Below are 15,563 nucleotides of genomic sequence, written 5' to 3' on the forward strand. Positions count from 1 at the left end.
TTTAAAGCTTATGGACATTGAATTTGTAAGAAGCCGCTTCATCAAGCACTTTGATGGAAAGACTGGTAACGTATATGCATCTCCCGGACGTATTAACCTGATTGGTGAGCACACCGACTACAATGGTGGTTTTGTGTTCCCAGGTGCCGTTGACAAAGGTATTGTAGCCGAAATGCGTGCTAATGGTACCGACGACACCGTGATGGCTTACGCTATCGACCTAAAGGACCGCGTTGACTTCAAGCTCTCTGACCCTGCAGGTCCCAAGGCCTCTTGGGCTCGTTATATCTATGGTATCGCTCTGGAGATGAAGAAGCTGGGCGTTCCCGTTAAGGGCTTCAATATCGCTTTTGCCGGCGACGTTCCCCTTGGTGCTGGTATGTCATCATCAGCCGCTATGGAGAGTTGCTTTGCCTGTGGTTTGAACGATATCTTCGGCGACAACAAGGTTTCGCAGTGGGATATGGTACTGGCCGGTCAGGCTACTGAGCATAACTACTGCGGTGTTAACTGCGGTATCATGGACCAGTTTGCCTCAGTATTCGGTAAGGCAGGTTGCCTGATGCGTCTCGACTGCCGCAGCCGCGAGTTTGAGTATTTCCCATTCAAACCCGATGGCTATCGTCTGGTACTGCTCGACTCTGTAGTTAAGCACCAGCTGGCTGGTTCGCCTTACAACGATCGCCGCAACAGCTGCGAGAACGTAGTAAAGCACATTCAGGCTAAGCACCCAGAGGGTAAGTTCGAGACCCTGCGCGACTGCACATGGGAGCAGCTGGATGAGGTTCGTGCCGAGGTAGGCGAAGAGGACTACAAGCGCGCTAAGTTCGTTCTCGGCGAAAAAGACCGCGTACTGGCAGTTTGCGACGCACTGAACGAGGGTGACTACGAGAAGGTTGGTGAGCTGATGTATCAGACTCACGCTGGCCTGTCGAAGGATTACGAGGTATCATGCGAGGAGCTCGACTTCCTGAACGATATCGCTAAGGAGAACGGTGTAACAGGTTCACGTATCATGGGTGGTGGCTTTGGTGGCTGCACCATCAACCTGGTTCGCAACGACCTCTACAAGAAGTTCATCGACGACGCTAAGGCAAAATTCAACGCTAAGTACGGACATGAGCCAAAGGTTTACGATGTAGTCATCGGCGATGGTTCACGCAGAATTTGCTAACTCCGAACCAACAAAAAACACATTTTTGTGTTTATAAAGGTTAAAAATTGGGAGTAAGGTGTGTTATTTACACCTTACTCCTATTTTTTTTTCTTAATTTGTTTGTCAGTTCAAATTATAATTGTAATTTTACACCCAAATTAGCATTAACAATAACGTAATAATTAAAAACAAGTAAAACAATGAAAGCATTGAAAGCAACATTGATGGGAGTTGGTGCAGCCGCACTGATGCTCTCATGTGCAGGTAGCCAGCAGGCTCCACAGCTCACGGTATCGGGTCTTAACCCAGCCAAGTTCGACACTACTATTCAGGCAAAGCCAGTAAAGCTTTACACACTGAAGAACGAGAATGGTATGGAGGTTTGCATCACTAACTATGGTGCCCGTATCGTATCGTTGGTAGTTCCCGACAAGGATGGTAAGCCAACCGACGTTGTTCTGGGATTCGACAACATCGCCCAGTATGCTGATACCATCAACACTCCATCTGATTACGGCTCAAGCGTAGGTCGTTATGCTAATCGCATCAAGAACGGACAGTTCCTGCTGAAGGGCGACACCGTTAAGCTGCGTACCAACGACGGTCCTAACTCACTTCACGGTGGTGGCAACACAGGTTGGATGCACCAGGTTTACGAGGCCGAGCAGATTGGCGACTCAATCCTGAAGCTCACTATCGTAGCTGCTGATGGCGAGAACGGATTCCCCGGCAAAGTAATGGCTGTTACCACCTACAAGCTTACAGCTGACAATGTGCTGGATATGACTTGGGAGGCTGAGACCGACAAGCCAACTATCATTAACCAGACCAACCACAACTACTACAACCTGAGCGGCGACTTTACACAGCCCGCTTACGACATGGTACTGTATGTAAACGCTGATAACTTTACTCCCAGCGACAAGCTTTATATCCCCACAGGCGAGATCAAGTCGGTTGAGGGTACTCCAATGGACTTCCGTCAGCCACACGCTCTGGGCGACAGCATCAACTCGCAGTTCGACCAGATTCAGAACGCTACCGGATACGACCACAACTACTGTCTGAACACCTTCAAGGACGGTAAGGGCGACGACACACAGGTATGCGCCAGCCTCTACAGCCCCAAGACAGGTATCCTGATGGAAATGTTTACCAACGAGCCAGGTGTACAGGTTTACAGCGGTAACTTTCAGGGTGTTGGTGCCGATAAGGACATCGCCCGCAAACATGGTATCACCTATCCTAAGCACGTGAGTGTTTGCTTGGAGAGCCAGAAGTATCCCGACTCACCTAACCATCCTGAGTGGGTACAGCCAACCCTGAACCCAGGCGAGAAGTACTACAGCCACGCTGCTTACAAATTCTCAATCAAGTAATACGGAGTTCCTAATTATTAACTAATATCAAATATTAAAAAATGGCATTATTAGACTGGATTGTCATCGGTGCGTTCTGTTGTGCACTGATTGGCATTGTACTTTGGGTTATTTCACAGAAGAACAATAACTCAGCAGATTATTTCTTGGGAGGTAAGGACGCGACATGGATTGCTATCGGTGCGTCGATCTTTGCTTCAAACATCGGTTCAGAGCACCTGATTGGTTTGGCTGGAGCCGGTGCCTCATCAGGTATGGCTATGGCCCACTGGGAGATTCAGGGTTGGATGATCCTGATTCTGGGTTGGGTATTCGTACCATTCTACACCCGTTCGATGGTTTACACCATGCCTGAGTTCCTGGAGCGCCGCTACAACACTCAGAGCCGCACCATCCTCTCGGTAATCTCTCTGATCAGCTATGTACTCACCAAGGTTGCCGTTACGGTTTATGCCGGTGGTCTGGTATTCCAGCAGGTATTCGGTATCGAGCAGCTCTGGGGTATCGACTTCTTCTGGATTGCTGCTATCGGTCTGGTAGTTATCACAGCTATCTACACCATCTTCGGTGGTATGAAGAGTGTGCTCTACACCTCTGTTCTGCAGACTCCTATCCTGCTGCTCGGTTCACTCATCATCCTGGTACTTGGTTTCAAGGCCCTGGGCGGATGGGACGAGATGATGGCTGTTTGCGGTGCTGTTGATGCTAACGAGTATGGCGACAAGATGACTTCGCTGATTCGCGACAACCGCGATGCCAACTATCCTTGGTTGGGTGCCCTTATCGGTTCAGCTGTTATCGGTTTCTGGTACTGGTGTACCGACCAGTACATCGTTCAGCGTGTACTCTCTGGTAAGGATGAGAAAGAGGCTCGTCGTGGTACCATCTTCGGTGCTTACCTGAAGCTGCTGCCCGTATTCCTGTTCCTGATTCCTGGTATGATTGCCTTCGCTATGAGCACCAAGGGTATCACCCTGCCAAACGGCGAGGTATTTGTACTGAGCACTCCCGACGCAGCCTTCCCCACCCTCGTAGCTAAGTTGCTGCCTGCAGGTGTTAAGGGGCTGGTAGTTTGTGGTATCCTCGCAGCCCTGATGTCATCGCTGGCATCACTGTTCAATTCTTCAGCTATGCTGTTCACTATCGACTTCTGGAAGCGTCTGCGCCCAGAGACTCCTGAGAAGCAGCTGGTTCGTATTGGACAGATTGCAACTGTAGTTATCGTAATTCTGGGTATCCTGTGGATTCCCATCATGCGTTCGGTAGGTAACGTTCTTTACAACTACCTGCAGGACGTACAGTCGGTACTGGCTCCTGGTATCGCAGCCGCCTTCCTGCTGGGTATCTGCTGGAAGCGTGCTACAGCCAAGGGTGGTCAGTGGGGCTTGCTCTCTGGTATCATCATCGGTTTGACCCGTCTGGGTGCTAAGGTTTACTATAGCAATGCTACCGATGCTGCCGACAGCTGGTTCAAGGCTGTGTTCTACGACTTCAACTGGTTGTTCTTCTGTGGTGTCATGCTGATTGTTTGCTGTCTGGTTGTAATTGTTGTATCGCTCTGCACCGAGGCTCCCGACGAGCAGAAGATTCAGGGTCTGGTATTCGGTACATCAACACCCGAGCAGATCGAGGCTACCCGTAATAGCTGGAATAAGTGGGATGTATTCCATACCATCGTTATTCTGGGCTTCACAGTAGCTTTCTATATCTATTTCTGGTAATAAAAAGTTAGAATATGACGTTTTATAACGAACATTCCAAGGTCTGGTTGTCGGTCGACTGCATCATCTTCGGTTTCGATGAAAAGAAACTGAAGGTGTTGATCGGTCGCCGCAAGATGGACCCGGGACGTGGCGAATGGAGCCTCTACGGAGGCTTCGTTGGCGCCACCGAAAGTGTGGACGAAGCTGCTTCGCGTACACTTTTTGAGCTGACAGGCTTGCGTAACATCTACATGCGCCAGATTGGTGCCTTTGGTAAGGTGGACCGCGACCCAGGCGAGCGCGTAGTATCAATTTCGTACTACGCCCTGATTAATGTGATGGATTACGACGACAAGCTGCGCCAGGAGCATGGAGCCGAGTGGATCGACGTTGAAGAGATTCCACAGCTTTATTCCGACCACAACGAGATGGTAAGCAAGGCTCGCAAGCTGGTTCAGCAGAAAATGTCGCACGAACCCGTAGGCTTCAATCTGCTGCCCGATCTGTTCACACTCACCCAGTTGCAGACGCTCTACGAGGCCGTTTATGGCACCGAGCTCGACAAGCGCAACTTCCGCAAGCGTGTCAAGGAGATGGACTTCATTGAGAAGACCGAACTGATTGACAAGAAAAGTTCAAAACGCGGCGCTTATCTCTATCGTTTTAATAAGCGCGCTTATAACGAAGATTCAAATTTCAAACTGTAAGAACAATGTTAGAAGAACTGAAAGAAAAAGTATTCAAGGCAAATCTCGACCTTGTAAAGCAGAACCTGGTAATCTTTACCTGGGGTAATGTCTCAGGTATCGACCGTGAAAAAGGACTTGTTGTTATCAAGCCCTCTGGTGTTGACTACGATGTAATGAAAGCCAGCGACATGGTTGTTGTTGATCTCGAGAGTGGTAAGGTAGTTGAAGGCGATCTCAACCCTTCGTCTGACACCCCTACACACCTTGTATTATATAAGGCATTCCCCAACATCCAGGGCGTGGTTCACACCCACTCTACCTATGCCACAGCTTTTGCGCAGGCTGGTAAGGATATCCCCAACATCGGTACAACGCATGCCGACTACTTCTACAAGGATATCCCTTGCACCCGCGATATGACCGAGGCTGAGGTTAAGGGCAACTACGAGTTAGAGACAGGTAACGTGATTGTAGATGAGATTCTGAACATCCGTAAGATTAACCCCGATCACACACCCGCTGTGCTGGTAAAGAATCACGGTCCTTTCTCATGGGGAACCTCACCCGACAATGCCGTTTACAATGCTAAGGTGATGGAGCAGTGTGCCAAGATGGCCTTTGTAGCCTTCTCGGTTAATCCGAATCTCACCATGAATCCGCTGCTTGTTGAGAAGCACTACATGCGCAAGCACGGACCAAACGCCTACTACGGACAGAAGGGACAGAAACATTAATAATTAACTAAGAAACAATTATACGAAAATGAAAGCATTTGAGAACTACGAAATTTGGTGGGTAACAGGCGCACAGCTCCTGTACGGAGGCGACGCTGTAGTTGCCGTTGACAGTCACTCTAAGGAGATGGTCGAGGGTTTGAACGCCTCAGGTAACATCCCCGTTAAGATTGTATATAAAGGTACAGCCAACAGCTCTAAGGAAGTAGAGCAGGTAATGCTGGCTGCCAACAACGACGAGAAGTGCGTAGGTATCATTACCTGGATGCACACCTTCTCGCCAGCAAAGATGTGGATCAAGGGTCTGCAGCAGTTGCAGAAGCCTCTGTGCCACTTCCACACACAATATAATGCCGAAATCCCCTGGAGCGAGATCGACATGGACTTCATGAACCTGAACCAGAGTGCTCACGGCGATATCGAGTTCGGACACATCTGCACTCGTATGCGTGTAGCCCGCAAGGTGGTTTGCGGTTACTGGAAGGATCAGAAGGCTCAGAAGCAGATTGCCGTTTGGGCTCGTGTAGCTGCTGGTGTAGCCGATGCTCATAACGTACGCTGCCTGATGTTCGGTATGAACATGAATAACGTAGCAGTTACCGATGGCGACCGTGTAGAGTTTGAGCAGCGCCTGGGTTACCACGTAGATTACTACCCCGTAAGCTCGCTGATGGAGTACTTCAAGAAAGTTACCGATGCCGAGGCCGACGCCCTGGTTGAGGAGTACAAGAAGCTCTACACCATCAAGATCGACGAGAGCGGTGAGCAGGTTTACTGGGAGAAGGTAAAGAACGCAGCCAAGGCCGAGATTGCCCTGCGCCGCGTACTGAAGGACGAGGGCGCTACTGCCTTCACCACCAACTTCGACGACCTTGGTGATGCTAACATCGACGATCCTAACTTCTGCGGTTTCGACCAGATTCCTGGTCTGGCTTCACAGCGCCTGATGCAGGAGGGATATGGTTTCGGTGCCGAGGGCGACTGGAAGACAGCCTGTCTGTATCGCACACTGTGGGTCATCCAGCAGGGCATGCCTACTGGTTGCTCATTCCTCGAGGACTACACACTGAACTTCGCTGGCGACCGCAGCTCTTGTCTGCAGAGCCACATGCTCGAGGTTTGTCCTCTGATTGCAACTGATAAGCCAAAGCTCGAGGTTCACTTCCTGGGCATCGGTATCCGCAAGCAGCAGACAGCCCGTTTGGTATTCACCTCAAAGACTGGCGCTGGTATCAAGGCTACCGTAGTTGATCTGGGTAACCGTTTCCGTCTGATCAGTCAGGAGGTTGAGTGCATCGAGCCACAGCCCATGCCAAAGCTGCCAGTAGCTTCAGCACTCTGGGTTCCACAGCCCACCTTCGAGATTGGTGCTGCAGCCTGGATTCTGGCCGGTGGTACTCACCACAGTGCCTTCTCTTACGACATCACCGAGGAATACTGGGAGGATTTCGCCGAGATGACTGGCATCGAGTATGTTCGCATCAACAAGCAGACAAACATTGCCGACTTCAAGCAGACTCTCCGCAACAACGAGGTTTACTTCATGCTTAACAAGGCACTTCGTTAATTGAAAATTGATAATTGACAATTATGACAGCAAAAGAAACTATTCAGGCAGGTAAGGCCGTTCTCGGTATCGAGTTTGGCTCAACCCGCATAAAGGCCGTCCTCATCGACGAGGACAACGAGCCCATCGCACAGGGTTCACACGAGTGGGAAAACCAGTTGGTAGATGGTCTGTGGACCTACTCTACCGAGGCTGTATGGTACGGTCTGCAGGACTGCTATGCCGAGCTCCGCAAGGATGTTCTGAAGCAGTACGACTGTGAGATTGAAGCCCTGGCCGCCATCGGTTTCAGCGCTATGATGCACGGCTATATGGCCTTCAACAAGGACCAGCAGATTCTGGTTCCTTTCCGCACTTGGCGTAACACCAACACAGGTAAGGCAGCTGCCGAGCTCTCTCAGCTCTTCAACTACAACATCCCCCTGCGTTGGAGTATCTCGCACCTGTATCAGTGCATTCTCGACAACGAGGAGCACGTAGCCGACATCAAGTACCTCACCACCCTGGCTGGTTATGTTCACTGGCAGGTAACAGGCGAGTTTGTACTGGGCGTAGGCGATGCTTCAGGTATGATTCCTGTTGATCCCGCTACCAAGACCTACGATGCCGAGATGGTTCGTAAGTTCGACGAGCTGATTGCACCAAAGGGCTTCTCATGGAAGTTGCTCGACATTCTGCCTAAGTCACTCAACGCTGGCGAGAACGCCGGTTTCCTCACTCCCGAGGGTGCTAAGAAACTCGACGTATCAGGCCACCTGAAGCCAGGCTGCCCCGTATGTCCTCCTGAGGGCGACGCCGGTACTGGTATGGTTGCCACCAACGCCGTTAAGCAGCGCACAGGTAACGTTTCAGCCGGAACCTCATCATTCTCAATGATTGTGCTCGAGAAGCCACTCTCTAAGCCTTACGAGATGATTGATATGGTTACCACACCTGATGGTAGCCTCGTAGCTATGGTACACTGTAACAACTGCACCAGCGACATCAACGCATGGGTAGGTTTGTTCAAGGAGTATCAGCAGCTGTTGGGGATCGAGGTTGATATGAACGAGCTCTACGGCAAACTGTTTAACAAGGCCCTCGAGGGCGAGACCGACTGCGGTGGTCTGATGGCTTACAACTACGTATCAGGCGAGCCTGTAACAGGTCTGGCCGAGGGTCGTCCTATGTTCGTTCGCTCTGCTGGCGACAAGTTCAACCTGGCTAACTTTATGCGTGCCCACCTGTATGGCGCTATCGGCGTGCTGAAGATTGGTAACGACATCCTGCTGAAGGAAGAGAAGATTAAGGTGGATCGTATCACCGGTCATGGTGGTTACTTCAAGACACCAGTTGTAGGTCAGCGCATGCTGGCTGCAGCCCTCAACTCACCTATCTCGGTGATGGAGACCGCTGGCGAAGGTGGTGCATGGGGTATCGCCCTGCTGGCTGCTTACCTGATTAAGAAGAATGGTAAGAACCTGGCCGACTACCTCGAGGATGTAGTATTTGCCGGTAACACCGGTACCTCTGTAGCTCCTACCGCCGAGGATGTAGCTGGTTTCGAGAAGTATATCGAGAACTACAAGCGCTGTCTGCCTATCGAGCAGGCCGCTGTAGATAACAAGTAATTTTTATCAACCACATGAAAAAGTTTATTTTTACCGCGACTATCGCACTGGCTTTTGCCACATCGGCATCAGCCGCTGAAAATGTGAAAGCTACGGTTCATGCCGATCAGGCTGGAGCCAAGATCAACAAGGAGATCTACGGTCAGTTCTCCGAGCACCTGGGTAGCTGTATCTACGGTGGCCTCTGGGTTGGCGAGAACTCTCAGATTCCTAACATCAACGGTTATCGTAAGGATGTGTTCGAGGCTCTGAAGGCTCTGCAGATTCCTGTACTGCGCTGGCCAGGCGGTTGCTTTGCCGACGACTATCACTGGATGGACGGTATCGGTCCAAAGTCAGAGCGCCCCTCTTTGCGTAACAACAACTGGGGTGGCACCATCGAGGACAACTCGTTTGGTACCCACGAGTTCCTGAACCTGTGCGAGATGCTGGGTTGCGAGCCTTACATCTCGGGTAACGTAGGTTCTGGTACCGTTAAGGAGATGGCACAGTGGGTTGAGTATATGACCAGCGATGGCGATACTCCAATGGCTCGTCTGCGCCGTGCTAACGGCCGTGAAAAAGCCTGGAAGGTAAAGTACTTCGGAATTGGTAACGAGGCCTGGGGCTGCGGTGGTAACATGAGTCCTGAGTACTACAGCGACGAGTTCCGTAAGTTCAACACCTACCTGCGCGATCAGGGTGGCAACCGTTTGTATCGTATTGCATCGGGTGCCAGCGACTATGATTACAACTGGACCAAGGTTTGTATGGATAAGATTGGTGCCCGCATGCAGGGTATCTCTCTGCACTACTACACCTGCACCGGTTGGAATGGTCCTAAGGGTTCGGCCATCAACTTCGATAACGATCAGTACTACTGGGCACTGGGTAAGTGTTTGGAGATTGAGGAGGTAATCAAGAAGCACAAGGCCATCATGGACGAGAAGGATCCTCAGAACAACATCGGCCTGCTGGTTGATGAGTGGGGAACCTGGTGGGACGAGGAGCCCGGCACTATCCCTGGCCACCTGTACCAGCAGAACGCCCTGCGCGATGCCTTCGTAGCAGCTCTGAGTCTGAATGTGTTCCATAAGTACACCGACCGTGTAAAGATGGCTAACATCGCTCAGGTGGTTAACGTGCTGCAGTCGATGATTCTGACTGATCAGGAGGGCACAGGCCACATGGTTCTCACCCCAACCTATCACGTATTCCAGATGTACACCCCATTCCAGGAGGCTACTTATCTGCCTGTTGATCTGCAGAGCGAGACTGTACAGTGCAGCACCGAGTACTGGAAGGAGAAGCAGAAGACCAGCGACAACACCACACGTCCTTGCCCACTGCTCTCTGCATCGGCAGCTAAGACCAAGGATGGCAGCATCGTTCTGGCCATCACAAACGTAAGTCTGGATAAGGATCAGACCGTAGATTTCAACTTCGCTGGTTTCAATGCCAAGCAGGTTAGCGGTCGCATCCTCACCTCAAAGAACGTAGCCGACTACAACGACTTTAATCATCCTAACGTGGTTGCTCCAAAGGAGTACAAGGACGCTAAGATTAAGAAGGGCGTGCTTACCATGAAGGTGCCAGCTAAGTCGATTGTTGTGGTAACGCTGAAATAAAAAATTGCCTCGCACTTAAAATGTGCAAGGCAATGTAAGCAACTGATAGTAAAGGGTACGGGCCAAGCGCTCGTGCCCTTTATCATTGGGATGCAGGCGGTCGTCCTCGGCACTCTTAAAGTACTGCGCGTGCTCGTCCATCAGCGGGTACAGACCACTCATAGCGCCCCAGTCAATCACAGGCAGCGCCCAAATCTCACCAGCCTGTTTTACCGACTGCACGTAGGCATCCACATACTCACCACACTGGTTGGTATAATCCTCGGTAGGCTGCCAGTTCTTGTCGTTGGCATAAAAGCCCGCACGGTGGATAGGTGTCAGCAGTATGATCTGCTTGGTGGGATACATACGCTTTACCTTATTTAATGCGATGTTGATACGTCCGCGATACGTACTGTCGGTCATCACCGGATAACGGTGCAAACGGTCCACGGGGTGCTTCTGCTCGTGTATGCCAGCCACAACCTTTTCGGGTTTCTGGGTAAACCATTCGCCTATGGGCACACCCGCATTGTAATCGTTGGTACCAATAAAAATCATAATGGCATCAATGCTGTCGCCATGCTCCTCAAAGCATTTGTCAGCCTGTCGTGGGATATCATTCCACTGGCGCCCGCTCACACCATACACGTAAGGCTTGATATCCAACCAATCAGCCAGATAGCCCCAGTATTTTATCTTCGAGCCACTGTTACGCGGGTCGGTAATCGAGTCGCCAAAGTAAGCCACACGCTTACCCTGCCAAGGATGTGTAAAAACGGTTTGCGACAAAGCCTGGATGGCAAAAGCAGCACACAGCAGCACCACCATCAATCGTAGTTGTAGATTAATTTTGTTGTACATCGTTATTAATTTGTTTTTATTATTCGCCGCAAAGGTAATACATTTTGCCAACTTTTTTGTACCTTTGCCCCAAAATTTTTAATTAAAACCCATTTATGAAACTAAAAAGACTACTTGTAGGAGCCCTGCTGCTCCTCTCTGGGCTGCACGTTACGGCTCAGGACACCAAAATGAATGATTTTATCAGCCAGCTGATGGCCAGGATGACCGTCGAGGAGAAGTTAGGACAGATGAACCTGCTGCCAGGCACATCGGCAACCACAGGCGAACTGAAGAACAGTCCGCTGATGCAACTGATAGCCCAGGGCAAGCTGGGCACCATCCTGAATCAGAAAGGTGTGGATGGCATCCGTCAGCTACAGGATGCCGCCGTCAAGAAGAGCCGTCTGGGTATTCCCCTGCTGGTGGGTATGGACGTGATTCATGGCTACGAAACCATTTTTCCTATTCCCCTGGGCATGTCGTGCAGTTGGGACCTGGCTGCCATCGAGCAGGCTGCACGCATCGCAGCCAAGGAAGCCACAGCCGATGGCATCTGCTGGACCTACAGCCCCATGGTGGATATCGCCCTCGATGCCCGCTGGGGCCGTATTGCCGAGGGTAATGGCGAGGACCCGTTCTTAGGCTCACGCATTGCCGAGGCATTGGTACGCGGCTATCAGGGCAACTATGGTCCTGAGAACATGATGGCCTGCGTAAAGCACTACGCCCTGTACGGCGGTGCCGAAGCCGGTCGCGACTACAACACCGTAGATATGAGTCACATACGCATGTACAACCAGTTCTTCCCACCCTACCAGGCAGCCGCCAAGGCAGGGGCTGGCTCGTTCATGACATCGTTTAATATCGTAGATTACACCCCTGCCACAGCCAACCGCTGGCTTATCGACGATGTGCTGCGCAAGCAGTGGCAGTGGGATGGCTTTGTAGTTACCGACTACGGCGCCATCGCCGAGATGATGAAACACGGTCTGGGCAATCTCCCACAGGTATCGGCACTGGCCCTGAAGGCAGGCACCGATATGGATATGTGTGCCGAGGGATTCATCGGTACCTTAGAGCAGTCGCTCAAGGAGGGTAAGGTCACTATGGCCGAGATCGACCAGGCCTGCCGTCGTGTGCTGGAGGCGAAATACAAGTTAGGACTGTTCCAGAATCCCTACCGTTTCCTTGATAAGAAACGCCGCGCCACCGACATCTATACCACCGAACACAAGCAGGCAGCCCGCAATCTGGCAGCCGAGAGTTTTGTGCTGCTTAAGAACCAGGACCAGCTGCTACCACTCAAGAAACAAGGCAAGATAGCTCTTATCGGTCCGATGGCCCACAACCGTGCCAACATGGCTGGCACCTGGGCACCTACAGCCGACAACAGCAAGTACATCACCCTGAAAGAGGCTATGGAGCAGGCGCTGGCAGGTAAGGCCACCGTGAGCTATGCCCAGGGCTGCAACTTTACCAGCGACTCTACGCTGCAGAAGGATGGTGGTTTTTATCGCGCCACCCCGTTCAAGGATAGCGAACTGTTGAAGCGCGAGGCACTGGCCATAGCCAAGGATGCCGACGTGATTGTGTGCGCTATGGGCGAGAGTGCCGAGATGAGTGGCGAGAGCAGCAGCCGCGCCACACTCGAGATGTTTGATGTGCAGCGCGAACTGCTCCAGGCCCTGCTGCAACTGGACAAGCCCGTAGTGGTACTCAACTTTGCAGGCCGCCCCACCGTGCTCAGCTGGGAGCAGGCCCATGTGCCCGCCATCCTGCAGGTATGGTTTGGTGGCAGCGAGGCAGGCGATGCCATCTGCGACGTACTGTTTGGTGATAAGGTGCCCAGCGGCAAGCTCACCACCTCTATGCCTCAGGTCACAGGTCAGGAGCCACTCTACTACAACTATCTACCCACCGGTCGCCCTGTAGGCGAGGATCGCAAGGAGTTCCAGAAGTTCGGCAGCAACTACTTCGATGTACGTAACGACCCACTCTACCCCTTCGGCTACGGTCTGAGCTATACCACCTTTGCTTATAGCGATGTAACGCTTAACGGCCGCACTGCACAGGTAACGGTTACCAATACCGGCAACTACGATGCCGACGAGATTGTGCAGCTGTACATCCACGATGTGGTGGCCAGCATCACCCGCCCCGTAAAAGAGCTGAAGGGCTTTGAGCGCATTCACCTGAAGAAGGGCGAAAGCAAGGTAGTGAAGTTCGAGATTACCGACGACCTGCTGAAATTCTACAACAGCCAGTTGGAATATGTGCTGGAACCAGGCGACTTTGAGATTATGATTGGTCCCGACAGCAGTCTGAAACATCTGAAGAAAGCCGTACTTACCATACAATAAAAAGAGAAGCGCGACACCTTTTTGCAGGTGCCGCGCTTAATCTTTAAGTGTACCATATAGATGGCATTTGTTTCGGTGTACTGGTCTCGACTAACTTATCGTCGATCTGCAATTTCTCGTCTTTTGTTTCGTTCTTAGTTGTCATAAGCATTCCTTTTTGGTGATTTTTAGTTGGTACAAATATAGGCAATTTTCCCGTTCATTGCTCTTCCAACCGCATTAATTTAGTACTTATTAACTATAAGAACGCTGTTTGTAGTATTTACATTCAGATTTTATTCAGCAAGCCTCCTTACGAATCCAGCCAGCGCTTCACGGTGGCCACTTTATCCTTACTCACGATGATTTCGGTATCGGGGAAAGCAGCTACGTGTACACGCATTTTTCCTAAAAAGTAAGTAGAAAGTTTACTCACGGCAGCGGCGCTGACGATGAACTGACGGTTCACACGCATAAAGCGCTGCGGGTCCAACTGGCTCTCGGCTTCTTCAAGCGTCATGTTCAAGGTGTGCGTTTTGCCATTCATCGTACACAGGCGCACCACCCCATCGCGAATAGTAATATGACTCACCTCACTTACAGGTACGATCAAGAATTCATCAGCCCGATGCGGTATCAGAAAGCGTTCGCGATAGCGTATGGTACAACTATTCATCGAGGCCAATAACTGCGCAATCGCATCCGTGGACGTACTTTGAACTTTGAACTTTGAGCTTTGAACTTTCTCTAAGGCAGCATGCAGCTCCTCGCTATCGATGGGTTTCAGCAGATAGTCGAAACTATTGAATTGGAAAGCCTGCACGGCGTACTGGTCGTAGGCAGTGGTGAAAATCACGGGGATTGACGTAGGCACAGCCTTCAGCGACTCGAAGCTCAAGCCATCACCTAACTGGATATCGCTCAATATCAGGTCGATATCAGCATGCGCCCCATCAGCAAAATACGCCCTTACCTCGGCATTGCTGGCACACACACCTGCAATCTCGTGCTCACCCTCCAGCATGCGCCTCAATCGGTCGGCATTACTCTGTTCGTCCTCTATGATTAGTATTCTCATTGTCAATTATCAATTGTCAATTATCAATTAATAAGTGGTATTGTTACGCAGTACTCATCAGTCGTATCGCTGATAATCACCTTCTGGTCGGTCAGCAGGCGGTAGCGTTCTGCTATGTTGTGCTGCCCCACTAGGGTGCTCTCGGCTGTTGTGATAGGCTGCTTACGATTGCTCACACTAATGTGACCCTCATCGCTGGTCACAAAAATATGTAACGGCCGTGCCGTGGTATGCTCGTTATGCTTAATGGCATTTTCTATCAGCATCTGCAGGGCAGCAGGTGGTAAGGCACCTTGGCGCTGGGTTACGTCGGGTCGTATTTCCACCACAATACCATCGCCAAAACGCTGCTGCAACAAAGCCAGATAGCGCTGCAGGAACTCCAGTTCCTCCTGTAGCGAAACCGTACTATGATCCAAGTGCTGCAACGTATAGCGATACACCTTCGACAGGTTCATCAGATACGCCGATGCCCGCTTGGGATCTACCTCTATCAGATCGGCCAGTATGCTGAAGTTATTAAACACAAAGTGCGGACTCAACTGGTTTTCCAGTGCCTGTAGGCGAAACTTGTCGCGCTCACGCTCTGCCTTTTCGCGGCTTCGCCAATAGTACAGCGTTATCAACGTAGTAAGCAGACAGCAGGCCGCATAGTCAAGCAATATCATGCCCGATGTAAAGGGCCATCCCTGTTTCAACATGTCCCTAAACTCCTCGTCGGTAATCAGCCACATCAGGTAAGAGAACAGCAGTCCTATCACCGACAGACCCAGTACCAGCAGTACCCCGTGTAAAATTCGCTTTACCTTCATTCCGTTGCAAATTTACAAATTAATTTGATAATAAATACCAAAACCTGAACGTGTAACATATTAA

General features: G+C 51.0%; 12 protein-coding genes. 9 read left to right on the plus strand and 3 right to left on the minus strand.

The features are described from left to right. Nucleotides 1–10: 10 nt before the first annotated feature. The 8 genes from galK to BLU97_RS11685 all read left to right on the plus strand — a co-directional run bounded on the left by galK (nt 11) and on the right by BLU97_RS11685 (nt 10,445). A complete protein-coding gene (gene galK / locus BLU97_RS11650; RefSeq protein WP_013064299.1) occupies nt 11–1,174 on the plus strand; it encodes a galactokinase in 1,164 nt (387 codons plus the stop codon). A gap of 182 nt (nt 1,175–1,356) precedes the next feature. Further along, nucleotides 1,357–2,535 (plus strand): aldose epimerase family protein, encoded by a 1,179-nt coding sequence (locus tag BLU97_RS11655; protein WP_074761715.1) that lies wholly within the window; start codon nt 1,357–1,359, stop codon nt 2,533–2,535. Nucleotides 2,536–2,576: 41 nt separating this feature from the next. Further along, a complete protein-coding gene (locus BLU97_RS11660) occupies nt 2,577–4,256 on the plus strand; it encodes a sodium:solute symporter (protein WP_074761716.1) in 1,680 nt (559 codons plus the stop codon). A 14-nt stretch (nt 4,257–4,270) separates the two neighbouring features. Continuing rightward, the gene (locus BLU97_RS11665; RefSeq protein ID WP_013064006.1) at nt 4,271–4,945 is read left to right on the plus strand and encodes an NUDIX hydrolase; all 675 of its coding nucleotides are present in this window, start codon (nt 4,271–4,273) and stop codon (nt 4,943–4,945) included. Nucleotides 4,946–4,950: 5 nt separating this feature from the next. Next, a complete protein-coding gene (locus tag BLU97_RS11670) occupies nt 4,951–5,661 on the plus strand; it encodes an L-ribulose-5-phosphate 4-epimerase (protein ID WP_028908421.1) in 711 nt (236 codons plus the stop codon). Between the two features lie 28 nt (nt 5,662–5,689). Further along, nucleotides 5,690–7,228 (plus strand): L-arabinose isomerase, encoded by a 1,539-nt coding sequence (gene araA / locus BLU97_RS11675; RefSeq protein ID WP_074761717.1) that lies wholly within the window; start codon nt 5,690–5,692, stop codon nt 7,226–7,228. Between the two features lie 23 nt (nt 7,229–7,251). After that, complete coding sequence (locus tag BLU97_RS11680) at nt 7,252–8,838, plus strand: xylulokinase (RefSeq protein ID WP_074761718.1); 1,587 nt, start codon at nt 7,252–7,254, stop codon at nt 8,836–8,838. 14 nt (nt 8,839–8,852) lie between these two features. Further along, the gene (locus tag BLU97_RS11685; protein WP_013063521.1) at nt 8,853–10,445 is read left to right on the plus strand and encodes an alpha-N-arabinofuranosidase; all 1,593 of its coding nucleotides are present in this window, start codon (nt 8,853–8,855) and stop codon (nt 10,443–10,445) included. Nucleotides 10,446–10,460: 15 nt separating this feature from the next. Here BLU97_RS11685 and BLU97_RS11690 read toward each other — a convergent pair whose 3' ends face one another. After that, entirely contained in the window at nt 10,461–11,288 is an 828-nt protein-coding gene (locus BLU97_RS11690) for an SGNH/GDSL hydrolase family protein (RefSeq protein WP_074761719.1), read from the minus strand. Nucleotides 11,289–11,383: 95 nt separating this feature from the next. On the opposite strand from BLU97_RS11690, the gene bglX reads away from it, so the two are divergent. Beyond that, nucleotides 11,384–13,630, plus strand: a complete 2,247-nt coding sequence (gene bglX, locus BLU97_RS11695) for a beta-glucosidase BglX (protein ID WP_013064472.1) — start codon at nt 11,384–11,386, stop codon at nt 13,628–13,630. A 292-nt stretch (nt 13,631–13,922) separates the two neighbouring features. On the opposite strand, the gene BLU97_RS11700 is transcribed toward bglX, so the two are convergent. Together BLU97_RS11700 and BLU97_RS11705 are read right to left on the minus strand one after the other, a co-directional pair. Further along, complete coding sequence (locus tag BLU97_RS11700) at nt 13,923–14,687, minus strand: LytR/AlgR family response regulator transcription factor (RefSeq protein WP_074761720.1); 765 nt, start codon at nt 14,685–14,687, stop codon at nt 13,923–13,925. Between the two features lie 23 nt (nt 14,688–14,710). After that, nucleotides 14,711–15,499 carry a sensor histidine kinase gene (locus BLU97_RS11705; protein WP_074761721.1) on the minus strand — a complete coding sequence of 263 codons (789 nt, stop codon included), beginning with the start codon at nt 15,497–15,499 and terminating at the stop codon, nt 14,711–14,713. Nucleotides 15,500–15,563: the final 64 nt, after the last annotated feature.

The organism is Xylanibacter ruminicola, assembly GCF_900107775.1.
GTDB lineage: Bacteria > Bacteroidota > Bacteroidia > Bacteroidales > Bacteroidaceae > Prevotella > Prevotella ruminicola_C.

Bases quoted from the DNA above. Each gene is read 5' to 3' on its own strand.
- galK (WP_013064299.1), top strand. From the start codon at position 11: ATGGACATTGAATTTGTAAGAAGCCGCTTCATCAAGCACTTTGATGGA.
- BLU97_RS11655 (WP_074761715.1), top strand. From the start codon at position 1,357: ATGAAAGCATTGAAAGCAACATTGATGGGAGTTGGTGCAGCCGCACTG.
- BLU97_RS11660 (WP_074761716.1), top strand. From the start codon at position 2,577: ATGGCATTATTAGACTGGATTGTCATCGGTGCGTTCTGTTGTGCACTG.
- BLU97_RS11665 (WP_013064006.1), top strand. From the start codon at position 4,271: ATGACGTTTTATAACGAACATTCCAAGGTCTGGTTGTCGGTCGACTGC.
- BLU97_RS11670 (WP_028908421.1), top strand. From the start codon at position 4,951: ATGTTAGAAGAACTGAAAGAAAAAGTATTCAAGGCAAATCTCGACCTT.
- araA (WP_074761717.1), top strand. From the start codon at position 5,690: ATGAAAGCATTTGAGAACTACGAAATTTGGTGGGTAACAGGCGCACAG.
- BLU97_RS11680 (WP_074761718.1), top strand. From the start codon at position 7,252: ATGACAGCAAAAGAAACTATTCAGGCAGGTAAGGCCGTTCTCGGTATC.
- BLU97_RS11685 (WP_013063521.1), top strand. From the start codon at position 8,853: ATGAAAAAGTTTATTTTTACCGCGACTATCGCACTGGCTTTTGCCACA.
- BLU97_RS11690 (WP_074761719.1), bottom strand. From the start codon at position 11,288: ATGTACAACAAAATTAATCTACAACTACGATTGATGGTGGTGCTGCTG.
- bglX (WP_013064472.1), top strand. From the start codon at position 11,384: ATGAAACTAAAAAGACTACTTGTAGGAGCCCTGCTGCTCCTCTCTGGG.
- BLU97_RS11700 (WP_074761720.1), bottom strand. From the start codon at position 14,687: ATGAGAATACTAATCATAGAGGACGAACAGAGTAATGCCGACCGATTG.
- BLU97_RS11705 (WP_074761721.1), bottom strand. From the start codon at position 15,499: ATGAAGGTAAAGCGAATTTTACACGGGGTACTGCTGGTACTGGGTCTG.